The sequence below is a fragment of the Amycolatopsis sp. A1MSW2902 genome (genome assembly GCF_017312175.1).
Taxonomy (GTDB): Bacteria; Actinomycetota; Actinomycetes; order Mycobacteriales; family Pseudonocardiaceae; genus Amycolatopsis; species Amycolatopsis nivea.
In genome coordinates, this window is record NZ_QJPO01000001.1 from 7,211,838 (window position 1) to 7,236,719 (window position 24,882).

A 24,882-nucleotide genomic window follows, 5' to 3' on the forward strand; every position below is an offset into this window, starting at 1 on the left:
AGCCATCGACGGAAAGCGGCGAACGGTCATCTGCAGTCGGCGAATGCACGTGCAGAATGCCGTTCAGCGGTATCTCGTCCACGCGGTGGCCGTCCGGCCGGCGCGAAGGTCCGCCAGCCGACGGCGGAGTTCAGCCCGCACCGGCGGATGACTGCGCAGGATCGGCAGCACGCTCGTCGTCAGCTTCAACTCCCGCACCGCCCTGAGCACCGAAAACCCCGGCCAAACCGTCACGTCGAACCCGTAGGCGGCGGCGAACTCCGCGTACCGGGCCGGAGGATCGCCGAACCGTTCGCGGCCGACGGCGAGCGGCGTCAGATCCCATTCCGGCGGGCCGACGCAGGAGGAATCGAAATCGCACAGCACCGGGCCGTCCGGGCCGGGCAGGACATTTCCCGGATGCGCGTCGCCGTGCACGAATCCCCTGGCCAGCGGGAAATCCAGGGTGTCGAGGCGGTCCTGTACCTCGGCGCAGCGCTCCAGGAGGAACCGCCGGTCGGCCGGGGCGAGTTCCTCCGCGTCGGCGACCCTGGCCTCGATCGAACGCAGCGGCTCCCATGCGGGAAGGCCGTCCGGCGGGGGCAGCGCGTGCACCCGCCGCAGCAGTCCGGCCAGGTCGGCCGGCGTCGGCGACGGTCCGGCGAACGGCACCAGATCCCACACGGTGACCAGATGTCCGTGCACGTCAAGCGGTTGCTCGACCCCGGACAGCAGCCGGACCGCGGGCACGTCGTGCCGGGCGAAATGCTCGGCGACGCGCACGACCGTGCCGACCCGGTGGCGCAGCTTGGTGGAGCCGACGATCCGCACGACGACCGGTGCCCCGTGCAGCGCGAACACCGCGTTGTTGGTGAACCGCAGCAGCCGCGCGCCCGCCGGGTCGAAGCCGAGCCGAGCGCAGACATCCGCCAGCACCTGGCGCAGTTTCGCAGGGGTGAACCTGCCTTCGGGCAAGGCGAATCCGGTGGGTTCAGGCCGCGTAGAAGATCTTGAGCCGGTCGGCGAGGTCGCGGGCGTCGGGGTTGTTGCGCCGCCGTTCGGCTTCGGCCAGCAGCGGCCGCATCCGGTCCTTGACCCGCGCGGATTTGATGCTCTCCGCGCATTCGATGGCCTTGCCGCCGATCTTCACGCCGTGGTCGATATCGCCCTCGAGCAGGTGGTTCGTGGCGAGCGCGCTGAGCATGAACGCCTTGCTGCGCGCCATGTCGTCGGTGTAGGTGTCGACCGCCCGGCTCAGCGCCGGGATCGCGTACTTCGTGTGCTCGGGGTTCTTCATCGCCAGCACGGTGTGCACGGTGCCGGTCATCGCGTAGACGTCGGTCTCGTTGAAGAACTTGACCCACGATTCGGCCGTGGCCAGGTCGGCACGCGCGAATTCGTCCTTGCACCGGCCGAGCAGCTTCACCGACTGCTCCTCGTTGCCCATCATCGCGTAGGCCCACGCCTCGTTGGCGCAGAGCACGGCGACGGCCAGCTCGGAACCGGATTCCTGCGCGGCGATCTGGCCGAGCTGGAACAGTTTGAGCGCGTCGTTCGCGGCGTCCTGGTGCAGGTAAACGCGGCCCATCCGGTACAGCACGTTCGCCACCAGGTGGTGGTCGCCGCCCTGTTTGGCCAGGTCGAGCGCCTGCGCGAAATGGCCGCGGGCGGAGTCCATCAGGCCGGTGTCGAACGACGTCCAACCGGCGAGGCTGTGCAGGTCGGCGATCGCGGTGTACAGCCGGTTCTTCACCTGCTCGGCCGCGCTGGAGTCGAGCATCTGCTGTCCCCAGGACAGCTGCGCGACGACGGCGTCGCGGCAGAATCCGCCGCCGTACTGGTAATCGAGCGCGCGCAACGCTCTGGTCGCCGCCTCGACCTGGCGCACGTCGGTCGTCCCGATGCGCCCGGGGGCGGGAGTGCGCGCGGGCGCCTCCGACCACGTGCCGGATTCCGGACCGAACACCGCCGCACCCATCGTGACCTGGGCGGCGTGCGCGAGGAACCTCCGTCGCTTCACGGACTCGTCCTCCTCAGCCTGCCGGCCGTCGGACGCGCCGACGACCCGTATCGCCGTGGTCTCGTCATAGGCGAGACCCATGTATCCACGAGGGACACCCAGGCCGTCGGCGATTCTCGTGAGCACGTCGTAGGCCATGACCTGGCGACCCTTGAGGATCTCCGACACCTCGGACTGCGACTGGCCGGTCATCGCGGCGATCTGGCGCTGCGATACCCCGTGTTTGCGCAACAGCCGGTACACGGCGCTGACCTCGCGGGCGGCGAGCGCCTCCCGCATCTCGGGCTGTTCCCAGGCGTCGGCCGGAACCGGATTGCCTGACCGGGCGTCGGTGTTAGCGACTCCGGAACCACTGCCAGCACTGGCATCCATTGCCATTGCGCCCCCTCACCGTCTCCTGGGCGTCTGATCAGCACCCTAAGCACACGCGAGAACCTTGTGAAACGCGCGGACGCACGCGTTGATCGGCAGGGCCGAACTCCGCTGACCGCTTACCGTGGAACGCGGTCCGGTCACCGCTATGACGCGGTTTCGACCTTCTCTCGCACCCGGTTTCACTTCACTGTAGTTGCCAGATCTCCGTCAGCGCCCGGTCACCCGCGGCGATCACGGAGAGCGATGGACCCGACGACACAGATCTGCCGGCGCTGATGCATCCCGCAAGGTGCAGCGGCCCGGGACGAGAAAGCGTGGAGGGACAGTGGAGTTCGTGGATTCGCTCGGTGGAGGACAAGCCGGGACCGCGGTGCGGTCCGTTCGGCCCGCACCGGGAATCGCCACGGCACGTCCGGTGCCGCCTACTGTCGCTTCCGCCGTCGCCGCTTCGGTGTCCGCTGACCCGCGTACCGCGGGCGTGCGGCATTTCGAGGGCGGCCAGGTCGTGTGGCGCGTGCAGTGCGGAGATCTCATCAGCCGCGAGCGCGCTGTCACGGTGTTCGTCGAGGACGACGAGGTCGTCGTGGTTTCTCCGCCTGGGGAGACCGCCCGCCTCACGTCCGGCCAGCTCGGCCAGCTCCGGGCCGCGCTCAACGAAGCCGCCACTATGGCGGAAAGGTGACGGTGAGTTTCCCCATGGATCAGGTTCTCGGTCAGGTTCTCCGCAATGCCGTGTGGGAGCGCCTCGACATGCTGTCCGACCTGGCGGAACGCGCCGACGCCCCGTCGCTGGTCTCGGTCGCCCGCTCCGAACTTCCCCGGCTCGCCGAGGGCTGGCGCGCGATGCTGCAGGCGCACGAGCCCGACGAGCGCGGCGACTGTCCCACCTGCTCGACGCGCTGGCACCGCTGCAAGGCCCCGTGCTCGGTGTGGCAGGTAGCGCACGAACACCTGGTCGCGGGCGGTCTGGCCCCGCAGGCGCTGTCGGCTGCCGGACACCGCCCGGCCCGCCGCCGCGCCGCGGTCCCGGCGGTTCCCGGACAGAACCGGCGAGCCGAATCGCCGGCGGAGACCACCGGCAGGCACGCACTGGTGAAGCCGCGCCCGGTCAGCGCCTGACCTCTCGGGTGGGGTGCTTCCGGGCGGATCACCCCACCTGGGTTCGACTGGCGAGCGCGCGATCGTCCGGCTTCCCCGACCGGTCAGGTCGCCCGGCATCCTCGCCCGGCCGAGGGTGGTCCGTCCGTCCCCCCGAGCGCGACGGACCGCCCTCGGCCACCCCCCCCCCAGTCTTAACGCGATTAATCGAAAAATGTCCGGCAGAACACCTAGCGGACGCAGTAATCGGACGCTAGGTTGAAGATCATCGCACCGGCCGCCCCGCGCCGGTCGCGACCCAGAACTCCGCGGGCCGGTGCCGTTGCACTCCCCTCCCCCGACCGGCACCGGCCCGCGGTTCCACTTCCCAGACCCGCCGTCGGCTCCTCGGAGCCCGCGGCGGGTTTGTCGTGTTCGCGGCGGCGCGCACGGGTACCGGCGCGGTAATTCCGCGCAACACCACGGCAAACGTTCTCCGGCCGTCGGTAATCTGCTTCGGGGCGCGTCCGTTCGCATTCGGCCGCGCGCCCGAGATCGTGGTGCGCAGGGAGAAAGGCCGGGCATGTCGAATCCTTTGGTTGCCGAAAAGAAGGACTCGACCTCGGCGATCTCCGGCATCTCGATCCTCGAGGCCGGAAAGGGCCTGAAGGACGGCATCGAGTCCGGCGACTGGGCGGCGACCGTGATGGGCGCGGTCGGGGTCGGCATGGAAGCGCTCGCCGCGGTGATGGACCCGTTCGGCGCGATCCTCGCCGCGGGCGTCGGCTGGCTGATCGAACACGTCGGTCCGCTCAAGGAAGCGCTGGACAAGCTGGCCGGGGACCCGGACCAGGTCCACGCGTACTCCGAGACCTGGAAGAACGTCTCCAAAGAGGTCAGTTCCGTCGCGCAGGATCTGGCCGCACAGGTCAAAAAGGACATCGAGTCCTGGGAGGGCGGCAGCGCCGACGCCTACCGCAAACAGGCGGAGGAGGTCGCCAAGACGCTCGAAGGCGCCGCGCAGGCGTGCGAGGGCGCGGGCAGCGGGGTGAAGACCGCGGGCGACGTCGTCGGCGCGGTGCGGATGCTGGTGCGCGACATCATCGCCCAGGTCGTGGCGCACCTGATCTCGTGGGCGCTGCAGGTGCTGTTCACCCTCGGCATCGGGATGGCCTGGGTGGTGCCGCAGGTGGTCAACCTGGTGGCCAAGACCGCCAAGCAGATCGCCGAACTGGTCAAGAACCTCACCAAGGCGCTCAAGGAACTCGGCAAGCTGCTCACCAAGGCGCGCGGTCTGTTCGACGATGTCGCCAAGTCGATGAAGAGCATCAAGTCCGGCGGCAAGGACGCCACGCACACGCCGAAGGACATCAAATCGGGCGGCGGCTCCACCAAACCGTCCGGAGCGAAGGACACCCCGAACGAAAAGGGCGGCGGTGGCGGCGAGAAACCGCCGCCGGTCAAGGACGAGTCCACCAATACCTCCGGCGCGCACGACGGCCCCGGCGAAAACAAGGGCGGCGGGAACCACGAGCCGCCGCCGCGCGAACCCGGCAAGGACGAGGGCAGCGGCGGATCCGGCGGCGAAGCGGGCAAAACCGACCGCGGCGGGAACGAGTCGAACACCGGGCCGACGGGCGGCACCGAGACGTCCGGCGCCAAGAAGCAGAGCGACCCCGAGCCGGAATGCAAGACCGACCCGGTCGTCATCTCCAGCGGCGAGGTGCTCGTCGAGGACTTCGACCTCGAACTGGCGCACCTGCTGGTGCGGCGGACGCATCGCTCGTCCTACCGCTCCGGGCGCTGGTTCGGCCCGACGTGGGCGTCCACTGTGGACCAACGGCTGGAGTACGGCGAGGAATACCTCCGGTACTACGGACCGGAAGGCGTCATCCTCTACTACCCGATGCCCGCCGGGGACGAATCGGTGCTGCCGCTCGAAGGCGCGCGCTGGCCGTTGACCAAACACGCTGACGGCAGTTGCACCATCGAGCAGGTGCGGCCGGACCGGACGATGCGGTTTTCCGGCGAGGGCAAGACAAGGCCGCTGCGCTCGATCGAGGACGCCGACGGCTCGCGGACCGAACTGTCCTATTCGGACACCGGTGCACCCGAGCTGCTCACGCATTCGAGCGGGATCCAGGTCGGCTTCCGCACCAACGGGCACCGGATCACCGAACTGCGGATGATCGGCGCCGGCCCGGCTCCGGACGTCGTCGTGCGGAGATACCGCTACAACTACCAGGGCCATCTCTCCGAGATCGTCAACTCCTCGGGAACCGCGAAGCGCTACACCTACGACCCCGACGGCCGGGTCACGAGCTGGGAAGACCGCAACGGCGTCAACTACCGCTACATCTACGACGCCGAAGGCCGCTGCGTGCGCACCGAAGGCGCGCAAGGCTTTTACAACGGCGCGTTCGAGTACAACACCGCCGCCCGCATCACCCGGTTCACTGACTCGCTCGGCCACGTTTCGGAGTACGAGTACAACCTCGAGGGCCGTCCGGTCCGGGAGACCGATCCGCTGGGCAACGTGACGCTGTCGGAATGGGACCGCTACGGCAATCTGCTCCGCCGGGTCGATCCGCTCGGCCGGGTCACCGAGTACACCTACGCCGACGACGGCACGCCGCTCACCATCGCCCGTCCCGACGGGAGCCTCGCCGAGCTGGAGCACGACGGCACCGAACTGGCCGCGATCACGGTGTACGGCAACGGAAGGAGCTGGCAGCGCCGGTACGACCAGCCCGGGTCCGCGCTCGAGTTGCCGGAGTTCTTCGCGACCGAGCCCGAGGCAGCCGACCCGGCCCCGGAACTGGACCAATTCGGCAGGCCGCGTTCGGCGCCCGAGGTCGGCGGCGGGCGGACGCAACTGGGCTGGACGGTCGACGGCAAACCCGCGTCGCGGATCGGGGTGCGCCGCGAGCGCGCGCTGTGGCAGTATGACCGCGAGGGCAACGAGATCGAGCACGTCGACGAGCTCGGCCGGGTGACCCGGCGGGAGTACGGCCCGTTCGACGTGGTCACCGCCGTCGTGGACCCCTCCGGCGCACGCACCAGCTACACCTACGACACCGAACTCCGGCTGACGTCGGTCACCGATCCGCTGAACCGCACCTGGACCTACACCTACGACCCGCTCGGCAGGCTGGTCGCGCAGACCGATTTCGACGGCCGGACCCGCACCTACGCCTACGACGCGGCCGGGCAGCCGATCCGGGTGACCGAGCCGGACGGTTCGGTCACCGAGAACGAGTACGACCTGCTCGGCAACCGGGTCGAGGTCTGCGGCCCGCACCGCACCGTGCGCTACGCCTACGACCCGGTCGGCAACGTCGTGCGGGTCGAGTCCGCGGATTCGGTGGTGGAGTTCGACCGCGATCTGTACGGCCGGGTCGTGCGCGAGGCGATCGACGGCGTCGAGGTGCGTTTCACCTACGACGAGCAAGGCCAGACGATCCGCCGCCGCACGCCGTCCGGCGCGGAGAGCGTGTGGACCTTCGACGAGGAAGACCGGCCGGTTTCGCTGACCACGGCGGGACACACCGTGCGCTACCGGCTGGACGACGAGGGCCGTGTGCTCGCCCGCGACACCGACGGGGTCAGCACCCTGCAGCAGGCGTTCGGCCCGCGCGGGCTGGTCACCGCGCAGCAGGTTTCCCGTGGAACAACGCCGGTGCAGCGGCGCGGTCTCGAGTACTACGCGGACGGCAGCCTCGCCGCGGTGCAGGACAGTCTCGCCGGGAAGACGGCCTTCACCCGGGATCCGGCCGGCCGCGTGGTCACGGTGTCCTCCCCGACAGGCCGGGAGGAACTGCGCTACAACCCGGCCGGGGAACTGACCGCCTGGTCGGGCAGCCCCGGCCTGTCCGCCGACTACGACTCCCTCGGCCGCCGGATCCGGCACCGCGAGGTGCACCCGGGCGGTGTGCGGGTGTGGGAGTACGCCTGGACCGGCGATCTGCTCACCGGCCTGCGCACGCCGGACGGCGCGCAGTGGCGCTACCGGTACGACCCGCTCGGCCGCCGGATCGCCAAGGAACGGCTGCTGGCCGACGGTTCGGTCGCCGAATCGACGCGGTTCGTGTGGGACGGCTTCGTGCTCATCGAGCAGGTGCACACCGATCCGGCCGGAGTGCGCCGGACGACCACCTGGGAACGCAGGCCGGGCAGCGACGAACCGGTCACCCAGCTCGAACGCGGCCCCGGCGGCGACCGGTTCGCGTCCGTCGTCACCGACGCCATCGGCACGCCGACCGAACTGATCGACGAGCACGGCGGCCTCGCCTGGACCGCGCGCCGTTCGCTGTGGGGCCGGGTCCAGCCCGGCGGCATCCCGCTGCAGTTCCCCGGCCAGTACGCCGACGCGGAATCCGGGCTGCACTACAACGTGTTCCGCTATTACGACCCGGCCGCCGCGCGCTATCTCAGCCAGGACCCGCTCGGGCTGGAGGGCGGGCCGAACCCGGTCGCCTACGTCCCCGACCCGTTCGCCGCCTACGACCCGCTCGGCCTCGAAGGCTGCGGCAAAGGCAAGGGCAAAGGCAAGGCGACGGACCCGCCGCCCGCGGACTCCACGGCCAAGCACAACGTCGGCAACGGCGGCGGCAGCACCAGTTCCGCGTCGACCGGCAAGGGCAAAGGCAAGCGCAAGCGCGACGCCGACGACGACGGCTCCAGCGGTTCCGGCAGCAAGCCGGACGCGAAGAAAAAGAAGGACGACGTCTGGGACCGGATGGCGTGGAATTCAGACGCCAAGAACGCGCGCAAGAACCAGACCGGCGACAAGAACGATCCGTTCCACAAGGCCGGCAGCGACGTGGCGCAACGGCACATCATCTCGTTCCAGAAAATGCGGGACGGGCTGAAGAACTGGGTGCACGAACAGCCGGTCGACAAGCAGAGCGCGCTGACGAAGAAATACGGCGAGGAAGAACTGCCGAAGCTGCACAACCAGCCGAAGAACCTGCCGCTCGGCCCGCAGCACACCAACGCGGGGATCGGCGGCGTCTCCACCCGGATCGGCAACATCGAGGACGGGATCGCGGGCAAGCTCAAGGTCGGCAAGAACGACGAAATCAAGAGCGAGAACCCGAAGTGGCCGAGCGATTCGCTGGACAAGAGCGGCGGCTACAAGCACAAGGACCACCCGGATCTCGACAAGAACTGGCGTCCGATCGGGCAGCAGGCGGACCGCATCACCGATCCGAAGGAAATGAACCGGGCCACCCGCGACATCGGCGACAGCGCGGACTTCGACTGGCCCGGCGGCAAGAAGGAAGAATTCGAGAAGTGGCACAAGTCCTTCCTCGACTTCACCGATCTTAAGGAAAACCCGAAGAACTACACCGAAAAAGACGTGGACGACATGATCAAGCGGTTCCACGATCTGCCCTCGCCGTCCGGGCGGCATCCGACGATCGACGAGTACAACAAGGCCCCGGACGGCAACCCGTACCGGTTCGACGACAAGGGCAACCCGGTCAAGGACATCGACAAGGACTCGGATCCGGACTGGAAGCGCCCGGACAAGAAGAAGTACCTGGACGAGGTCGGCGAGCCCAGCAAACAGGACGTCAAGGACGCCGCCGCGGAGGCGAAAGCCAAGTCCGACAAGCTGGCGGAGGACGCGCGGAAGAACCGCGGCTGGTGATCTCCGGAGCCCGGCACGAGAACCGGGCCGGGCTCCGCGGACGTCAGGCGGTTTCCTCCGCGTCGCGGGCGGCGAACACCTCGCGCGCGGCGAAGGTGGCGTTCAGCGCTCGCGGGAATCCCGCGTAGACCGCCGAGTGCGTGAGCGCCTCGGTGATCTCCTCGCGGCTGAGCCCGACGTTCAGCGCCGCGCCGATGTGCACCTTCAGCTGGGCTTCGCAGCCGCCGAGCGCGGTCAGCGCGCCGAGGGTGACCAGCTGGCGGCTGCGCGGGTCGAGGCCCGGCCGGTCGTAGATGTCGCCGAAGGCGAACGCGGCCACGTGGTGCCCGAGCGCGGGGTTGATGTCGGCGAGGGAATCGATGACGGCTTCGCCCTGGTGACCGTCTATGCGGGACAGCACCTCGATGCCGTGCTTGCGGCGGGCGAGGTTTTCCGGGCTGTCGATGTCGTACTGGGTCACGGCAGGGGGCCTTCCTGGTAAGTGGCGATCTTGTATTCGGTGGCGGCGAGGGAGAGCTGCAGCTGAGCGATCTGCGCGCGCAAGGTGTCGCGGTGCTCCAGGAGCATTTCGCGCCGTTCGGGCACGGTCTCCGCGCCGGACTCGATCAGCTCGACGTAGCGGCGCAGGTCGCTGATCGACATGCCGGACACGCGCATCCGCGTCAGGAACACCAGCCGGCGCACCGACGCGGCGTCGTAAACGCGGTGCCCGGCGCTGTCCCGGGCGACCTGGACGAGCCCGATCCGCTCGTAGTACCGCAGCGTGTGCGGGTTCAGCCCGAGGTGCTCCGCCGTGGTCGCGATGTCCCACTCGTTCGCGTCGTCGTCCCGGGCCAGTTCCCGCAGCGCTTCGACCGACACCGTGCCCGGCGGGTCGATCGCCAGCCGCAGCGCTTCGGTCAGCGCGTCTTCCTTCTCCATGCCGAAGACGCTAAGCCTGTGAGCGCGCTCAAACGCAAGCGCTAGCCCACCGACCGCACGCGAGTCACCAAAACCCCGGCCAGCAAGGTCGCCGCCGCGGACGCCGCGAACAGTCCCGGATACCCGCCCAGCCACTGCAGGATCAACGTCGTGAGCAGCGGCGCGACCACCTGCGGCAGCGAGTTCGCGATGTTGACCACGCCGAGGTCCTTCGCCCGGTTCTGCGCCGCGGGCAGCACCTGGGTCAGCATCGCCAGCGCCACCGCCATGTACGTGCCGAAGCCGACTCCCAGCAGCGGCGACGCCACCAGCGCCACCGGCCAGCTCTGCCAGATCACCAGCAGCAGGGCGGCCAGCGCCATGATCGCCGCCGAGCCGAGGACGTACGGCTTGCGCTTGCCGGACTTGTCCGAGAAGTGCCCGGCCAGCACCGCGCCGATCACCAAAGCCACGCCGTACAGGCCCATCATGATCAGCAGGCCGCTGTCCGGATCGGGGTAATGCACCGCGTCCTTGAGGAAGAACAGCAGGTAGAGCGTGCCGAACGCGTTGCCGAGGTTGATCATGAAGTGGCAGGCCCACGCCCACGCGAAGTCCGGATGCCGCCGCGGCGAGACCCACAGGTCGGCGAGGATTTCGCGGATCCGCCCGCTCGGCCGGAACTCCACCGGCAGCCGGGCGTCCGGCGTGCGCAGCACGAACGCCGCCGCACCGGCGAGCACGATCGCGGCGCAGGCCGCGTAGCCGAGCGGCAGCCCGGCGAGGTCGAGCATCACCACGACCACCACCGCGCCGAGCACGGTGCCGAGCATCTGCGCGATGCCGACCAGTCCGCCGACCTGCGCGCGCTGCCCGACCGGGACCCGGTCGGCGATGCCGGACATCAGCGTCGCGAGCATGCCGTTGAGCCCGGCCTGCACGAGACACCAGCCGATCGTCATCACGACGACGTTCGGGGCCTCGGCCAGCACCAGCAGCCCGGCCGCGCCGAGCGCGCCGCCCGCGATCGTCCACGGATGCCGCCTGCCGAACCGCGAGCAGGTGCGGTCCGAGAGCAGGCCGATCGCCGGGTTCGCGACGAGCGCGACGGCCGCGCCGATGCCGGTCACGATGCCGAAGACGGCTTCCTTGTGCGCGGCGTCGAGCAGTTCGGCCTGCTGCGGCAGCAGAACCTGGATCGGCGCGTAAACGCCAAGCCACAGCGCGATGTTCGCGAGGAACAGCAGCGTCATCCACCCGGCGCGGACACGTTTGACCGGCTCGGCGAAGACCTCCGGGACAGCGGCGGCGGTGTCACTCATGGCGGACCAGCTTCCGGTACCAGGCGAAGGAATCCTTGGGCGTGCGGCGTTGCGTCTCGTAGTCCACGTGCACGAGCCCGAACCGAGGCGCGTAGCCCTTGGACCATTCGAAGTTGTCCAGCAGCGACCAGACGAAGTATCCGCGCACGTCGACGCCGGCATCCATCGCTTCGCGCAGGGCTTGCAGGTGGCTGGCGAGGAATTCGATGCGTTCGGGATCGGGGACGCTGCCGTCGGCGGCGGGTTCGTCGGCGAAACTGCAGCCGTTCTCGGTGATCTGGACCGGCGGCAGGTGTTCGCGGTAGCGCTCGTGGAAGGACACCAGCAGTTCGCGCAACGCCTGCGGGACGATCGGCGAGTCGTTGGTGGTCATCGGATAACCCTCGATCGGGCGCAGTTCGAACGGCAGCGGGTTGCCCTCGCCGGGAGCCGTCACGCCTTGGGGTTCGTAGTAGTTGACGCCGTAGAAGTCGAGCGGCTGCGCGATCGTGGCGAGGTCGTCGGCGAAGTTGTCCGGCAGGTGCGGGTGGACCTGTTCGGGGTAGCTGCCGAGCAGCATCGGGTCGGCGAAGGTGCGGTTGATCAGCGCGTCGAGCCAGTCCGCGGCTTCGCGGTCGGCGGGGGTGTCGTGCTCGGGCCAGATCGGCGAGTGGTTGTTCGCGGAGCCGATGCCGGTCGCGCCGGCCGCGCGCAGCGCCTGCACGGCCAGCCCGTGCGCGAGGTTCTGGTGGTGCGCGGTGGGGAGCGCGTCGAGCAGCAGGAACTCGCCGGGCGCGTACTCGCCGATGCCGTAGCCGTAGATCGACATGACCATCGGCTCGTTGAGCGGGATCCAGAGTTTCGCCCGATCGGCGAAATGCTCCCCCACGATCGTGGCGTATTCGGCGAAGCGGAAGGCGGTGTCGCGGGAGCGCCAGCCGCCTTTGTCCTCGATCGCCTGCGGCGTGTCCCAGTGGTACAGGGTGATCGCCGGGGCGATTCCAGCGGCGCAGACCTCGTCGATCAGCTTGTCGTAGAAGGCAAGTCCCTCCGCGTTGGGCTTGCCGGTGCCGTCCGGCTGGATGCGCGGCCACGCGATCGACATCCGGTAGGCGCCGACGCCGAGTTCCGCCATCAGGGCGATGTCCTCGGAGTAGCGGTGGTAGTGGTCGGCCGCTACCTTGGCGTCCTCGCCCCGGGCGATCTTGCCTTCGGCGGCGGTGAACGTGTCCCAGATGGACGGTCCGCGACCGCCCTCGGCCGTCGCCCCCTCGATCTGGAACGCCGAGGTCGAGACACCCCACAGGAAGTCGGGCGGGAAGGTCGGATGGTCCACGCTGAGCACCCCTTGCCTTCGGACACCCTCGCGGGTGAACGTGAAAAGTTCTCATATGTTAGGTCGTCACTCGTCTCGGGGGAAGCCCCGCGGGGCGCTAAAGTCCCAGATCAGATGAGTGAATCGCGAGAGACTCCGAGGAACGACGTGGCCGAGACCCAGGCTGAACCCACACCGCTGCGGCGAAAGCCGGTTCAGCAACGCAGCGCCCGGCGGGTGGAACAGATGCTGGACGCGAGCGCCGTGCTCATCGACGAGCTGGGCTACGACGCGCTCACCACCACGCTGATCGCCAAACGCGCGGGCGTCGCGGTCGGGTCGCTGTACCAGTTCTTCCCGGACAAACGCGCGGTCGTGCAGGCGCTGACGCAACGGAACCTGGAACGGTTCGTGGCCGCGGTGAACGAGCGGCTGCAGCAGCTGAGCCCCGAGCACTGGTGGAACATCGTCGACTCGGTGCTCGACATCTACCTGCAGATGCACCGCGAGGTGCCGGGATTCTCGAAGGTCCACTTCGGAGACGTCATCGACGTCCGGCTGCTGGCTGACGACCGCGACAACAACTCGGTCATCGCGGATTCGCTGGTCGAAATCCTGCGCGGACACGTCGACCGCCCCGCCGACGAACTCCGGTTCGCCATCGCGATCGCCAACGAAACGGCGGACGCGCTGCTGAAACTCGCCTTCCGCCGCGACCCGAACGGGGACGAGCGGATCGTCGCCGAGGCCAAGCACGTGGTGAAGGGTTATCTGGCAAGCAAATTCGGCGACTAAGCGGTTCCGGCTCAGCCGAAGTTCTGGCCCTCGCCGCGGTAAGTCGGGACGGTTCGCTCCACCTGGCTGCCGCGGACGAGGTGATACGCCAGGAACCGTTCGGCCAGTTCCCCGGCTTTCGCGTGGCGCAGCCAGACCCGGTCGCCGAGGCGCAGAGTGCGCGCGGCCTCGCCGGTCACCGGGGTCTGCACCTCGCCGGCGCCCTCGAAACCCAGCAGGCGCAAGCCTTCCGGCAGGTACGGCGACGGTTCGCGCGATGGGCCGGTCGGTCCGGAGGCGATGTATCCGCCGGAGTACAGCGTCGCGACGTTCTTCGCCGGGCGGCGCACCACCGGCAGCGCGAACAACGCGGCCGGGCGCGGCTGGAAGTGCGAATAGCCGTCGAACAGCGTCGGGGCGAGGAAGCCGGAACCGGCGGCGATCTCGGTGACCACGTCCTCCGCGCCGGTGGTCTCGATGCTTCCGGTGCCGCCGCCGTTGACGAACTCCAGGTCAGCGACCTCGCGCACGGCTCGCACCGCCGCCCCTCGGCGACGGGCGAGCTCAGCCGCGGAACGACGTTGCATCCAGCCGATCACCCGGTTTTGCAGGCCTTTTCCGGCGGCGTCGCCGAGTCCGGCGATCTGGCCTTCGTACGCCATCATCCCGACCAGCCGGAACCCCGGACGCGCGACGATCTTCCGCGCCACCGCGGCGGCTTGCGCCGGTTTGAACACCGGCGAACGCCGGGTGCCGACGTGCACGCCGGGCAGCGGACGCCAGGACGCGTCGAGTTCGAGGCACACTCGGATGTCCGGGTGGCCGTGGCCGAGCGCGGCGTCGACGAGGTCGAGGTGTTCGGTCGAATCGACCATGATCGTGATCGCCGCGCGGGCGCGTTCGCTCGCGGCCAGCCGGCGGAGCGCTTCGTGGTCGGCAGTCGGGTACGCGACCACGATGTCGTCGGAAGTGCCCAGCTCAGCGTGCCAAACGGCCTCGGCGAGCGAGTAGCACATCAGGCCTTCGAAGCCGTCTCGCGCGAGCGCTCGTTCCAGCAGCGCACGGCAGCGCACAGACTTGCTGACCACCCGGATCGGCTTGCCCGCGGCCCGGCGCAGCAGGTCGTCGGCGTTGGCGTCGAAGGCGTCCAGGTCGACGATCGCGAGCGGCGGATCCAGGTCCTTCGTCGCGAGGTCGTACCCGTGCGCTGAGGTGGTCACGCCACTTACGGTACGACAACAACGCTTGAAACGCGAATACTATTCACTTACGGTTCCGGCATCTATCGTGGGAACCTTCCAGCGAAGAACAGGTGCCGCAATGACGTGGAGCAACTGGGCCGGAACGGCCAAGGCCACCCCGCAGCGGGTGCACCGGCCGCGCAGCACGGCGGAGATCGCCGAGGTCGTGGCCGGGGTCGCCGACGCCGGGCGCCGCGTCCGCGCGCGGGGCAGCGGGCATTCGTTCACCGCGATCGCCGCCGCTGATTCCGACGCGCTCGACCTGACCGCGTGGACGGGCATCGAACGCGCCGACCTGGAAACGCAGCAGGTCACGGTCCGTTCCGGCACTACTTTGCGCACCCTGAACGCCGCTCTCGACGCGCTCGGGCTGGCCATGACGAATCTCGGCGACATCGACGCGCAGACCATCGCGGGCGCGATTTCCACCGGCACGCACGGCACCGGTGCGCGGTTCGGCGGGATCTCGACGCAGATCGTCGCGCTGGAGCTCGTGCTCGCGGACGGGTCGGTGGTCCGCTGCTCGGCCGGCGAGCGTCCGGAGTTGTTCCACGCCGCTCGTGTCGGTCTTGGCGCGCTGGGCGTGATCAGCACGGTGACGCTGCAGTGCGAACCGTCCTTTGTGCTCTCCGCGCAGGAACGCCCGGAGCCGCTGGAGCAGGTCCTCGACGGCTTCGACGACAACGCGGCCAGCAATGACCACTTCGAGTTCTACTGGTTTCCCTACGGCAGCAAGGCGTTGGTGAAGCGCAACAACCGCCTGCCGCTGCACGCCGAGCGGAAACCGTTGTCCCGCCTGAAGCAGTTCGTGGACTACGAACTCACCGAGAACATCGCGTTCGGCGGACTGTGTCGGCTCGGCCGCGCGGTGCCGAAGCTGGTGCGGCCGCTCGGCGCGTTCGCCTCGCAGGTGTCCTCGCCGCGCGAGTACAGCGACCTGTCGCACCGGGTTTTCGTCACCCATCGCGGGGTACGGTTCGTGGAGTCGGAGTACGCGGTGCCGCGCGAATCCGTGCTCGACGTGCTGGCCGAGCTGCGCGGGGTGGTGCCGCGGCTGAAAGACCCGGTGGCGTTCCCGGTCGAGGTGCGGGTGGCCGCGGCGGACGACATCTGGCTGTCCACCGCGAACGGCCGCGATTCCGCCTACATCGCGATCCACCAGTTCCTCGGCATGCCCTACCGCGAGTACTTCACCGCGTTCGAGAACGTCGTGGGCCAGGTCGGCGGACGGCCGCACTGGGGCAAAATGCACGACCTCGACGCGTCCGTGCTGCGCACCCGCTACCCGCACTTCGACGATTTCCTGCGCATCCGCAAAGAGTGCGACCCGGCCGGGACGTTCACCAACACCTATCTCGACCGGGTACTCGGCAGCGTCTGATCAGCCCGGGTGTCAGTTCGGCTCGAACAGCGAACTGACCGACTCTCCATTGTGGATTCGCCGCATCGCCTCGGCCAGCGCCGGGGCGATGGACAGGATCCGCAGTTTCTCCGTGCGTTCCTCGGCGGGCACCGGCACGGTGTTCGTGCAGACGATCTCCAGAACGTCCTCCTGGCCGCCGATCCGCTTGAGCGCGCCGTCGGCGAACAGCCCGTGCGTGCAGGCCACCCGGATCGACCGCGCGCCCATCTCGCGCAGCCGGTCCAGCAGTTCCAGCACCGTGCTGCCGCGGGCGATCTCGTCGTCCAGCACGATGATGTCGCGTCCGGCGATCTCGCCGATCACCGACGTGATCTCGACGCGGTCGTCGGCGAACCGCTGTTTCGCGCCCGCCGCGACCTTGGCGCCGAGCAGCCGGGCGAAATGCGCGGCCTCCTTGGCGTTGCCCAAATCCGGCGACACGACCGTGGTTTCGGAGAGGTCGTACTGCCGGAAGTACTGGGCCAGCTCGTGCAGCGCGTGCAGATGGTCGACCGGCACGCTGAAGAACCCGTGCACCTGCGGCGAGTGCAGCGTCATGGTGAGCACGCGGTTCGCGCCCGCGGTGACCATCAGATCGGCGACCAGCCTGCCGCCGATGGAGATCCGCGGCGCGTCCTTCTTGTCCGAGCGTGCGTACGAATAGTGCGGCATCACCACGGTGGTGCGCGCGGCCGAGGCGCCACGGGCCGCGTCGAGCATCAGCAGCAGCTCGACCAGGTTCTCCTGCACCGGTTTGACCAGCGGCTGGATCAGGAAGACGTCCCGCTCGCGGCAGTTGGCCTGGAGCTGGACCTGGAGGCAGTCGTTGGCGAACCGGTCGATCTCCACCGGAAGCAGCGGAACGCCCAGGTTGACGCAGATTTCCGCGGCGAGTTCGGGATGTGCGCTGCCGCTGAAAACCGCGATGTCGCGCATCAGATCCGGGACAGCGCGTCGGCGATGGAAGCGTCGCCGGAGACCAGCTCCAGCGTGCGCCGGGCGGTCGCCGGAGTGTCGAGCAGCCCCAGCAGCACCGCGGCGACGTCCTCGCGCGGGATCTCCCCGCCCCCGACCTTCTCCGCGATCTTCACCTGACCGGTGCCGGAATCGTTGGTCAGCCGGCCGGGGCGCAGGATCGTCCAGTCGAGGTCGCGGGCCTTGAGGTCCTCCTCGGCGGCGCGCTTGGCCCGCAGGTAGGCGGCGAAAACCGGTTCGAAGCCGGGGTCGTCCGCCTTGTCCGCGTTGATCGAACCGACCTGGATGAACCGGCGGACGCCCGCTCGCTGCGCGGCGTCGGCGAACAGCACTGCCGCGCCGCGGTCGACGGTGTCCTTGCGGCCTTCGCCGCTGCCCGGGCCTGCCCCGGCGGCGAACACCGCGGCGTCCGCGCCCTCGAGCACCTTGGCCACAGCGTCCACATCGGACTTTTCGAGGTCGAGCACGACAGTCTCGGCGCCGACGGCGGTGAGGTCGGCTTCGTGCTCGGGGTTGCGCACGATGCCGACCGGCGCGTCGTGCCGCTGCGCGAGCAGCTTTTCCAGGTGCAGGGCGATCTGGCCGTGTCCGCCAGCAATGACGACTCGCATGAGCCCGACTCTATCGCCGCGCGCGGCCCGAGGCCGGTGCTTCAGTCCGCCTCGGCGGGGACCGGGGCGTCGGAGTCCTCGCGCAGCAGCAGGTCGTAGGCCATCTCGTTGACCCAGCGCGAAACCGGGTCCTCCTGCAGCAGCACCCGGTCGTGGTGGGTGTCGAGGTCGAGGTCGGCGGTGGCGTACGGGTCGGCGGTGACGACCGCGAGCCCGTACGCGCGGGCGCGCGGCAGGCAGTTCGTCACGTAGTCATCGGTCAGCACGGCAGGCGATGGGAGCACCATCGCGGCCTCGCCGTAGCGCGAAAAGGGCACCGCGGAGGCCATCGCGGTCCGCCAGTGCCGGGCGACCGCGAGGACGCCGATGATCTCGGCGGCCGGCGCGGGTGCGGTCGCGGCCAGCTCTGGCCAGGTCCAGGTGTCGACGAGGGCGCGATCGGCGACGGGACCGACACCCATCGCGATCCGCTCCGCGTGCACGTCGGTCTTGAGCTTCGCGACGATGCTGACCTTGCGGCCGAGCAGGGTCGTCGCGGGCAGCACCACGCCGTTCCAGCCCAGAAGGGCCGCGGCCTTGCGCGCCAGCTCGTCGACGCTCGCGGGGAGCTCGATCGGCGGCAGCACCCGGCTCGCCGTCGTCCGGCTGCGCTTCGCACCGCCGGCGACCGTCGAGCGCTCGGTGTTCTGTGGGGTAGCCGCCACGAGTCCGCCTCCTTCAAGCACCTGTTCCCGTGTACCGGCGAAAACCGGTACATGAACTGAGTACCAGGGCAAAGACGCGAGGTCTCCGGGTTGCCCCGCCGCGTGCGATCGGCGGCGCTCAGCGGTCGGTGACCGGTCGGTGGGCGGTCGTTCGACTTCAGCCCGACCGTGCGGCCAACCGAGTGAGACGGGGGTGAGTGGTGGGCACGGAGCGCTTCCGCCGGGTGTCGCGCCACCCCTCGCGGGGCAGGGCAAGCGGCGCAGTTCCTTACTCCGATCGGCCTAATCAACGCGGTTCCACAGTGGACTTCCGCTGGTCACGGCCGTCACCCGGATGGCGGGTGAGCTTCGCCGCAGCGGGGGTTCGTGTCTCCGGTTTAGGGTTACCCGTCGGTCAAGTACCCGCCGGGAGGACCAGGATGCGCTCGCCGAAGGACTTCTTCGCCCCGCTCGCCGTCGGAGCGCCGCAGCCGCCGCGGCAGATCCCGGTGCGCCCGTCGCGCATGATCCACTTTTTCGATCCGGGCAACGAAAAGATGGCCGCGAAGGTCCCTGACCTCGCGAAGAAGACCGACGTGCTGCTCGGCAACCTCGAGGACGCGGTCCGCGCGGACCGCAAGGAAGCCGCGCGCGCCGGGCTGGTGTCGATCGCGAAGGCGACGGACTTCGGCCGCACGCAGCTGTGGACGCGGGTGAACAGCCTCGACTCGCCGTGGGTGCTCGACGACCTGATCACGCTGGTGACCGAGATCGGCGACAAGCTCGACGTGATCATGATCCCGAAGGTCGAAGGCGCGCAGGACATTCATTACGTCGACCGGTTGCTGGCGCAGCTGGAAGCGCGGGCCGGGCTGACCGAACCGCTGCTGGTGCACGCGATCCTGGAAACGGCGAGCGGCGTGGCGAACGTCGAGGAGATCGCCGGCGCCTCGCCGCGCATGCAGGGCATCTCGCTGGGCCCGGCCGACCTGGCCGCGAGCCGCCGGATGAAGACGACCCGCGTCGGCGGCGGTCACCCGGGATACCTGGTGCGCACCGACCCGGTCGGCGAGGACCTGAACGAAGGCCGCTCGACGTATCAGCAGGACCTTTGGCACTACACGGTCGCGCGGATGGTCGATGCGTGCGCGATGAACGGAATCCTTCCGTACTACGGGCCGTTCGGGGACATCCGCGACGTGGTGGCCTGCGAGGACCAGTTCCGCAACGCGTTCCTGCTCGGCTGCGTCGGCGCGTGGAGCCTGCACCCGGTGCAGATCGACATCGCGAAGAAGGTTTTCTCGCCGTCCCCCGCCGACGTGGCCTGGGCCCGGCGCGTGATCGCCGAGATGGGCGACGGCACCGGCGCGGTGATGATCGACGGGAAAATGCAGGACGACGCCTCGGTCAAGCAGTGCCGGGTGGTCGTGGAACTGGCTGACGAACTGGCCGCCACCGACCCCGAACTGGCCGCCGCGTACGACGCCGCGACGAAGGAGATCCAGTCATGACCGAACTCCGCCCGCGGCGGTCCGTGCTGTACATGCCCGGCGCGAACGAACGCGCGCTGGAGAAGGCTAAGTCTTTGCCTGCGGATGCATTGATCCTGGACTTGGAAGACGCCGTCGCCCCCGATGCGAAAGAAGCCGCGCGGGAACGGGTCTGCGCTGCTGTTGGTACTTACGGGTCGCGCGAAGTGACGATCCGAGTCAACGGCCTGGACACCGAATGGCACGACGCCGACCTGCGCGCCGCCGCTGCCGCCGGCCCCGCCGCGGTGGTGGTGCCGAAGGTGAACTCGGCGGCTGAGGTGCACAACATCGAGCGTGCGCTGGAGCTTGGCGGAGCACCGGAGCACACGAAGATCTGGGCGATGGTGGAAACGCCGGTCGCGATGCTGCACGCGGAGGAGATCGCGGGAGCGTCGGAACGGTTGACCGTGCTGGTGATGGGCACGAACGACCTGGCGAAGGAACTGCACGCGGAGTTCGTACCGGACCGGGGACCGTTGCTGGGCGGGCTTTCGCTGTGCCTGCTCGCCGCGCGGGCGACCGGGAAGGTGATCCTGGACGGGGTTTACAACGACGTCAAGGACGCTGAGGGCTTCGAGGCGGAGTGCCTGCAGGGGCGGCAGTACGGATTCGACGGGAAGACGTTGATCCATCCTTCGCAGGTGGAGCCGTGCAACCGGGTCTTCGCGCCGTCGGAGGAAGAGATCGACCGGTCACGGCGGATCATCGCGGCGTTCGAGGAGGCTTCGGCCGAGGGACGCGGCGTGGTGACGGTGGATGGGCGGATGATCGAGAACCTGCATGTGGAGAACGCGCGGCGAGTGCTGGCGTTGGCGGAGGCGATCGGGGCGCAGTAAACCGGCCGGTCAACGGCCCCTGGCGGGACCGTCAGGCGCCTACCCCCCCCCCGTTGTTTTCCGAGCTCGCCCAAGAGCCGGGAGTCCGGAGTCAACGGGGCGGCTCCAGAGACCTCCGCCAGCAATTCGGCAACCTGCAGGAGCGCGACGCGCACGGATTCGATTTCCGCGCGCAGTTCCTCGATGTGCTCCCATTCGTTCTCGTGGTCGATCGGCGCGACGCCGTCCGCGCGGGTGGCTTCCCACGAGCCGAGGCGCGGGTGCCAACGCGCCAGCAGCGGGCGCACCGCCACGTTCAGCATTGTCAGCGCGAGCTTTCCGAAGGTGATCGCGTCCGTGCTGCCCCTCGGGGACACTTCCGGGCCGTACTTGCGCAGGATGTCCCGTGTGGTGCCGAACAGCGTGTAGAGACTGCTCAGCGCTTCCCGCGCGAGGCCTTCGTCGCGGCGGAGTTTGACGACTGAGATCCGGGTCGCCAGTTCGACATACAGCTCCCACGCCGCTTTCGCTTCCGCCTGAAGCGGCGTCCAGGATCCGCTGATCTCGCCGACGAACGGCAGCTTCAGTTTCACCCCGACCTCGCGCGGCCGGAACTGCCTGCTTCGCCTTCCCATCACCGCACCGCCATCAGGAGCGAGCCCGCGCCGGCGAGTTCGGCGAGCCGTTCGGTCGCGTCGCGCAGCAGCACCTGCAGGTCGGCCAGCTCGGCACGCAGCTGCCCAGCCTGGTCCCACGCCCGCTCGTGCTCGAACTGGGACACCTGCGGCGGACGACGCTCGAGGTGGGCGTCGAGGAGCGGATGCCATTTGGCCAGGAACGGGCGCAATCCGTCATTGAGCAGCCGGAATACCACCTGGTGCAAGGAATCCGACGTCAGCGACCGCTCCGGCGGATGCTCGGCCAGTGCCCGGCGCGCTTCGGTGAACACCTGGTAGAGGCTGCTGAGCGCCTCCGACAGCAGTCCCTCGTCCGGTCCGAGGCGGACCGCGGAGATCCGGCTGGCCAGTTCGACGTGCAAATTCCAGGCCAGGGACGTCTCAGGTCGCTCGGGCACACTCATGTTCGGCATTCTAGGTGTCGGCGGCAGCGGCGGCAGCCGCCTCGGAGGGGAGGGCGAGTGCCGGATTGGGACGTGTTCGTCAGCTACGACCGCACGGACGCGACGGCGGTGCAGCGCATCGCCGCGGCGCTGGAGGACGCGGGGCTGAGGGTGTTCCTGGACACCGAGCAGATCCGGCTGTTCGAGTCCATTCCGGACCGGGTGCGCCACGCTCTTGAAAACTCCCGGGTGCTGCTCGCTTACTACAGCCGCAGCTACGGATCTCGGCGCGCTTGCCAGGAAGAATTCACCGCTGCCTATCTGGCGGGCCCCGAACGCGTGCTGGCCGTGAACCCGGAGCCGGGTGTCGATCACCTGACCCCGCAGGAGATCCGCGAGCTGCTGCTGCCCGGGCATCCGGTGACCGAAACCGCGGTGGCGGGCCTGGTCGACGCGGTGCGGCAGCGGAGCACCGCGCTGCCTGGTCCGATGAGGAGCCGATCGGCGTCGGCCGGATCGCCCGCGTTACCGAAATTCACCGGCCGGTGGACGGAACTCTGGCAGTTGCACTCGGCCTTGCGCGCCGGAGGAACCGCTGTCGTGCACGGGGTCGTCGACGTCGGCAAGACCACCCTCGCGCACGCCTATGTGCAGTTGTTCGGCCAGGTGTACCACCGGGTCTTTCTCGGCGGCTCCGCCTCCGCGGCCGCCGGCGATCTGATCGTGCTCGACGACGTGACCACCGCACCCGATCGGCTCCCCGACGAAGCGTCCGTCCTGCTGCTGACCCGGGACCGGAATCTGGCGAAGCTCGGCACGGCCATCGAACTGACCGATCTGCGCGACGATGAACTCGACCTGGAACCGGCGCTTCGCACGGCGGCGAAAGGCAGCACCGGTCTGGCGCACCGGCTCGCCGTTCAGTTCTCCGGAAGCCCGGACTCCGTGCTCGACCGGCTGCACGGCTTCGGCTCGCCGTTGCTGGAGCCGCTGGCCGAACGGCTTCTCCCGGCAATGCACCGCACCGGTGAAGCAGGCTGGGACCTGGTCCGGGTGTTCGTCGCGGTCGCTCCGGAGCACCTGACCCGGGATCTCCTCAACGACGTACTGGCCAGAGCTGTCGGGGCGGCCGAGGTCGACCCTGGTCTCGCGGGGCTGCTCGCCGCCGGGATTCTCGTCGACGACGGAGTCGGGCATTTCGCGCTGCCCCCGGCGTTCCGGCTGGTGCTGCGTCAGAAAGACCCCCGGCCGGGCCGAGCGGAGCGACTGCGCGAGGCCGCTGTCGAGCTTCTTGCCGACCGCACGCGGCCCCCGCACCTCGCCATCGCGCGAAGGCGGCGATCAGACTTGGACGAGGCCGAGCGCCGGACCGCGCACCGGATCTACAACGAGCTGGCCAGCCGGATCTCGCTCCGTGAACTGCCGGACAGCGAAGGCCTGCTCCGCGGGGCGCTCGCGTCGCTCCACGCGCTGTTCGACCGCATCCGGCAGATCCGCGGCGAGGCCGACCCGGACGCCCTGCGCGTCTCGACGCCGGTAAGGCCGGGACTGCGCACTCTCATCGACCAGCTCCAGGAAGAGATCCTGCGGCCGTTCCTGGCCAGATGGCATCCGCGACTGGACAACCATCACGACGTTCGGCCGCCGGGCATCGGCAGTCGTGACCACGAACTCGCCTGGCCGATGCAAGCGAACCTGCGCACCGACCTCAGCACTCTGCAGGCTGATGTGGCCGAGGTAGCCGCCAAACTGGCCGTGTTGAGCGGAAACCCGCTTAGTTGACCGGCCAAGGACGTTGTTCCCCGCGCAGTTTCTCGAACTCCGCCGCGACTCGCAGGACCTCCAGGTCCGCGAACCGGCGTCCCGCGATCTGCAGCCCGATCGGCAAGCCCTCCGTCGTATAGCCGCAGTTCACCGATACCGCGGGTTGGCCGGACATGTTGTACGGCACGGTGAAAGCGATGTGCTCGAACGGCCTCGTCGGGTCGTTTGTCGGGGATGGCCAGTCGGCGGGCGGGGGCAGGACGGGGCAGGTCGGCGACAGCACCACGTCGTACGGTTCCGTCGCTCGCAGGGCTGCCACGCTGATCGCGTCGATGGCGGCGAAACCTCGGTAAGTGTCCACACCGGACGCATTCGCTCCCCCGGCTGCCCACTCCGCGATGTACGGCAAGACTTGCGCGCGCTGTTCCTCCGACAGCGCGGCCAGGTCCGACCAGGCGCGGACTCGCCAGAAGGTGTCCAGGCCGTTCAGGTGTTCGCGGGTCAGGAACGGGGCGACCGGTTCCACGATCGCACCGGCGGAGGCGAACAAGTCGGCGGCTGCGGTGACCGCGTCGGCGACAGCTGGGGTTACCAGGAGGCCGACGCCGGGGTCGAGGTGCAGGCCGACGCGGAGACCGTTTAGCGAACCCGTCAGGGAAAGCCAGTCGATGGACTCGGGCGGCAGGCTCAGGTGGTCTCGCGAGTCGGGTTGGGCCAGGACGCTCATCAGCAGGGCGGTGTCGGCGACGGTCCTGGTCAGGGGTCCGGCGACGCGGCCGAGGAAAGGCGGGTCGACCGGGACGCGGCCGAAGCTGGGTTTCAGGCCGACCAGTCCGCACCAACCGGCGGGGAGGCGGATTGAGCCGCCGATGTCGGTGCCTACGTGCAAGGGGCCGTAGCCCGCGGCGGCTGCGGAGGCGGCGCCCGCGCTGGAGCCGCCGGGGGTGCGTGTGACGTCCCACGGGTTGCGCGAAGCGGCGTGGAAGCTCGAGAGACCTGAGGTGAGCATGCCGTAGTCGGGCATGGTCGTCTTTGCCAGCAGTACTGCGCCTGACTCGCGTACGCGGGCTGCGGCGGGGGCGTCGGCAGCGGCGGGCTTCAAGGCCGTAGCAGCAGTGCCTAGGGGTGTGGGGACGCCGACGGAGGCGATGTTCTCCTTCAGCGTCAGAGGGACGCCATCGATGGGACCGGAAGGCTCACCGGCGTGCCAGCGGGCTTCAGACGCCTTCGCTGCTTCGCGCGCCGAAGCGGCGTCGTACGCGTACAGGGCACGCAGTTCGGGTTCGCGAGCATCGATGCGCGCGAGGACGGCTTCGGTGACTTCGACGGGCGAGAACGTCTGCGCGCGGTACCCGGCTACCAGCTCGTTAGCGGTCAGGTCAGCCAATTCGGTCATCGCGGA

At 69.2% G+C, this 24,882-nt stretch carries 21 protein-coding genes; 9 read left to right on the forward strand and 12 right to left on the reverse strand.

Annotated features, from left to right (window positions below):
- Positions 1-63: 63 nt before the first annotated feature.
- Both DMP23_RS33575 and DMP23_RS33580 read right to left on the reverse strand, forming a co-directional pair.
- Complete coding sequence (locus DMP23_RS33575; protein ID WP_336156991.1) at positions 64-954, reverse strand: phosphotransferase enzyme family protein; 891 nt, start codon at positions 952-954, stop codon at positions 64-66.
- A 16-nt stretch (positions 955-970) separates the two neighbouring features.
- On the reverse strand, positions 971-2,278 hold the full coding sequence (locus DMP23_RS33580; protein WP_037807595.1) for a tetratricopeptide repeat protein: 1,308 nt from the start codon (positions 2,276-2,278) through the stop codon (positions 971-973).
- A 421-nt stretch (positions 2,279-2,699) separates the two neighbouring features.
- Here DMP23_RS33580 and DMP23_RS33585 point away from each other — a divergent pair, with 421 nt between their 5' ends.
- The 3 genes from DMP23_RS33585 to DMP23_RS33595 all read left to right on the forward strand — a co-directional run bounded on the left by DMP23_RS33585 (position 2,700) and on the right by DMP23_RS33595 (position 9,107).
- On the forward strand, positions 2,700-3,056 hold the full coding sequence (locus tag DMP23_RS33585; RefSeq protein WP_037806886.1) for a hypothetical protein: 357 nt from the start codon (positions 2,700-2,702) through the stop codon (positions 3,054-3,056).
- 14 nt (positions 3,057-3,070) lie between these two features.
- A complete protein-coding gene (locus tag DMP23_RS33590) occupies positions 3,071-3,493 on the forward strand; it encodes a hypothetical protein (protein ID WP_037806884.1) in 423 nt (140 codons plus the stop codon).
- 541 nt (positions 3,494-4,034) lie between these two features.
- Entirely contained in the window at positions 4,035-9,107 is a 5,073-nt protein-coding gene (locus DMP23_RS33595; RefSeq protein WP_337823485.1) for an RHS repeat-associated core domain-containing protein, read from the forward strand.
- Between the two features lie 43 nt (positions 9,108-9,150).
- On the opposite strand, the gene DMP23_RS33600 is transcribed toward DMP23_RS33595, so the two are convergent.
- The 4 genes from DMP23_RS33600 to DMP23_RS33615 are packed head-to-tail and all read right to left on the reverse strand — an operon-like array spanning position 9,151 to position 12,644.
- Positions 9,151-9,567, reverse strand: coding sequence for a carboxymuconolactone decarboxylase family protein (locus DMP23_RS33600; RefSeq protein WP_134664572.1), 417 nt, complete (start codon positions 9,565-9,567; stop codon positions 9,151-9,153).
- On the reverse strand, positions 9,564-10,028 hold the full coding sequence (locus DMP23_RS33605; protein ID WP_238603659.1) for a MerR family transcriptional regulator: 465 nt from the start codon (positions 10,026-10,028) through the stop codon (positions 9,564-9,566). The genes DMP23_RS33600 and DMP23_RS33605 overlap by 4 nt, the downstream gene beginning before the upstream one ends.
- Positions 10,029-10,069: 41 nt before the next feature.
- On the reverse strand, positions 10,070-11,329 hold the full coding sequence (locus DMP23_RS33610) for an MFS transporter (protein WP_037806877.1): 1,260 nt from the start codon (positions 11,327-11,329) through the stop codon (positions 10,070-10,072).
- Positions 11,322-12,644, reverse strand: a complete 1,323-nt coding sequence (locus DMP23_RS33615; RefSeq protein WP_275291103.1) for a GH1 family beta-glucosidase — start codon at positions 12,642-12,644, stop codon at positions 11,322-11,324. Before DMP23_RS33615 ends, DMP23_RS33610 begins: the two co-directional genes overlap by 8 nt.
- A 114-nt stretch (positions 12,645-12,758) precedes the next feature.
- Here DMP23_RS33615 and DMP23_RS33620 point away from each other — a divergent pair, with 114 nt between their 5' ends.
- Positions 12,759-13,418, forward strand: a complete 660-nt coding sequence (locus DMP23_RS33620; protein ID WP_037806876.1) for a TetR/AcrR family transcriptional regulator — start codon at positions 12,759-12,761, stop codon at positions 13,416-13,418.
- An 11-nt stretch (positions 13,419-13,429) separates the two neighbouring features.
- Here DMP23_RS33620 and DMP23_RS33625 read toward each other — a convergent pair whose 3' ends face one another.
- On the reverse strand, positions 13,430-14,617 hold the full coding sequence (locus tag DMP23_RS33625; protein WP_037806874.1) for an amino acid deaminase/aldolase: 1,188 nt from the start codon (positions 14,615-14,617) through the stop codon (positions 13,430-13,432).
- A 100-nt stretch (positions 14,618-14,717) separates the two neighbouring features.
- On the opposite strand from DMP23_RS33625, the gene DMP23_RS33630 reads away from it, so the two are divergent.
- Positions 14,718-16,019, forward strand: a complete 1,302-nt coding sequence (locus tag DMP23_RS33630) for a D-arabinono-1,4-lactone oxidase (RefSeq protein ID WP_337823486.1) — start codon at positions 14,718-14,720, stop codon at positions 16,017-16,019.
- A 12-nt stretch (positions 16,020-16,031) separates the two neighbouring features.
- Here the strand turns inward: DMP23_RS33630 and DMP23_RS33635 are convergent, their stop codons facing one another.
- From DMP23_RS33635 to DMP23_RS33645, 3 genes are read right to left on the reverse strand one after another with little or no spacing between them, the layout of a single operon-like run.
- Positions 16,032-16,976, reverse strand: coding sequence for a ribose-phosphate diphosphokinase (locus DMP23_RS33635; protein ID WP_037809261.1), 945 nt, complete (start codon positions 16,974-16,976; stop codon positions 16,032-16,034).
- Positions 16,976-17,626 carry an SDR family oxidoreductase gene (locus tag DMP23_RS33640; RefSeq protein ID WP_337823487.1) on the reverse strand — a complete coding sequence of 217 codons (651 nt, stop codon included), beginning with the start codon at positions 17,624-17,626 and terminating at the stop codon, positions 16,976-16,978. The genes DMP23_RS33635 and DMP23_RS33640 overlap by 1 nt, the downstream gene beginning before the upstream one ends.
- A 41-nt stretch (positions 17,627-17,667) precedes the next feature.
- Positions 17,668-18,330 (reverse strand): hypothetical protein, encoded by a 663-nt coding sequence (locus DMP23_RS33645; protein ID WP_037809258.1) that lies wholly within the window; start codon positions 18,328-18,330, stop codon positions 17,668-17,670.
- A 419-nt stretch (positions 18,331-18,749) separates the two neighbouring features.
- Between DMP23_RS33645 and DMP23_RS33650 the strand changes: the two genes are divergently transcribed.
- From DMP23_RS33650 to DMP23_RS33660, 3 genes are read left to right on the forward strand one after another with little or no spacing between them, the layout of a single operon-like run.
- On the forward strand, positions 18,750-19,820 hold the full coding sequence (locus tag DMP23_RS33650) for an HpcH/HpaI aldolase/citrate lyase family protein (RefSeq protein ID WP_037809257.1): 1,071 nt from the start codon (positions 18,750-18,752) through the stop codon (positions 19,818-19,820).
- The gene (locus DMP23_RS33655) at positions 19,817-20,677 is read left to right on the forward strand and encodes an HpcH/HpaI aldolase/citrate lyase family protein (protein ID WP_337823488.1); all 861 of its coding nucleotides are present in this window, start codon (positions 19,817-19,819) and stop codon (positions 20,675-20,677) included. The genes DMP23_RS33650 and DMP23_RS33655 overlap by 4 nt, the downstream gene beginning before the upstream one ends.
- Before the next feature lie 53 nt (positions 20,678-20,730).
- Positions 20,731-21,141: a hypothetical protein gene (locus DMP23_RS33660; protein WP_337823489.1), complete on the forward strand. Its 411-nt coding sequence runs from the start codon at positions 20,731-20,733 to the stop codon at positions 21,139-21,141.
- 149 nt (positions 21,142-21,290) lie between these two features.
- Here the strand turns inward: DMP23_RS33660 and DMP23_RS33665 are convergent, their stop codons facing one another.
- The gene (locus tag DMP23_RS33665) at positions 21,291-21,737 is read right to left on the reverse strand and encodes a hypothetical protein (protein WP_337823490.1); all 447 of its coding nucleotides are present in this window, start codon (positions 21,735-21,737) and stop codon (positions 21,291-21,293) included.
- Between the two features lie 57 nt (positions 21,738-21,794).
- Between DMP23_RS33665 and DMP23_RS33670 the strand changes: the two genes are divergently transcribed.
- Complete coding sequence (locus tag DMP23_RS33670) at positions 21,795-23,498, forward strand: toll/interleukin-1 receptor domain-containing protein (RefSeq protein ID WP_337823491.1); 1,704 nt, start codon at positions 21,795-21,797, stop codon at positions 23,496-23,498.
- Here DMP23_RS33670 and DMP23_RS33675 read toward each other — a convergent pair.
- Complete coding sequence (locus DMP23_RS33675) at positions 23,491-24,876, reverse strand: amidase (RefSeq protein WP_337823492.1); 1,386 nt, start codon at positions 24,874-24,876, stop codon at positions 23,491-23,493. The genes DMP23_RS33670 and DMP23_RS33675 overlap by 8 nt on opposite strands.
- Between the last annotated feature and the right edge of the window lie 6 nt (positions 24,877-24,882).

What these genes read in the sequence shown, in the direction of transcription:
- DMP23_RS33580 (WP_037807595.1), bottom strand. Translation starts at nt 2,278, where the DNA reads ATGCGGGAGGCGCTCGCCGCCCGCGAGGTCAGCGCCGTGTACCGGCTG.
- DMP23_RS33590 (WP_037806884.1), top strand. Translation starts at nt 3,071, where the DNA reads ATGGATCAGGTTCTCGGTCAGGTTCTCCGCAATGCCGTGTGGGAGCGC.
- DMP23_RS33595 (WP_337823485.1), top strand. Translation starts at nt 4,035, where the DNA reads ATGTCGAATCCTTTGGTTGCCGAAAAGAAGGACTCGACCTCGGCGATC.
- DMP23_RS33605 (WP_238603659.1), bottom strand. Translation starts at nt 10,028, where the DNA reads ATGGAGAAGGAAGACGCGCTGACCGAAGCGCTGCGGCTGGCGATCGAC.
- DMP23_RS33610 (WP_037806877.1), bottom strand. Translation starts at nt 11,329, where the DNA reads ATGAGTGACACCGCCGCCGCTGTCCCGGAGGTCTTCGCCGAGCCGGTC.
- DMP23_RS33620 (WP_037806876.1), top strand. Translation starts at nt 12,759, where the DNA reads ATGAGTGAATCGCGAGAGACTCCGAGGAACGACGTGGCCGAGACCCAG.
- DMP23_RS33630 (WP_337823486.1), top strand. Translation starts at nt 14,718, where the DNA reads ATGACGTGGAGCAACTGGGCCGGAACGGCCAAGGCCACCCCGCAGCGG.
- DMP23_RS33635 (WP_037809261.1), bottom strand. Translation starts at nt 16,976, where the DNA reads ATGCGCGACATCGCGGTTTTCAGCGGCAGCGCACATCCCGAACTCGCC.
- DMP23_RS33640 (WP_337823487.1), bottom strand. Translation starts at nt 17,626, where the DNA reads ATGCGAGTCGTCATTGCTGGCGGACACGGCCAGATCGCCCTGCACCTG.
- DMP23_RS33650 (WP_037809257.1), top strand. Translation starts at nt 18,750, where the DNA reads ATGCGCTCGCCGAAGGACTTCTTCGCCCCGCTCGCCGTCGGAGCGCCG.
- DMP23_RS33655 (WP_337823488.1), top strand. Translation starts at nt 19,817, where the DNA reads ATGACCGAACTCCGCCCGCGGCGGTCCGTGCTGTACATGCCCGGCGCG.
- DMP23_RS33665 (WP_337823490.1), bottom strand. Translation starts at nt 21,737, where the DNA reads ATGAGTGTGCCCGAGCGACCTGAGACGTCCCTGGCCTGGAATTTGCAC.
- DMP23_RS33675 (WP_337823492.1), bottom strand. Translation starts at nt 24,876, where the DNA reads ATGACCGAATTGGCTGACCTGACCGCTAACGAGCTGGTAGCCGGGTAC.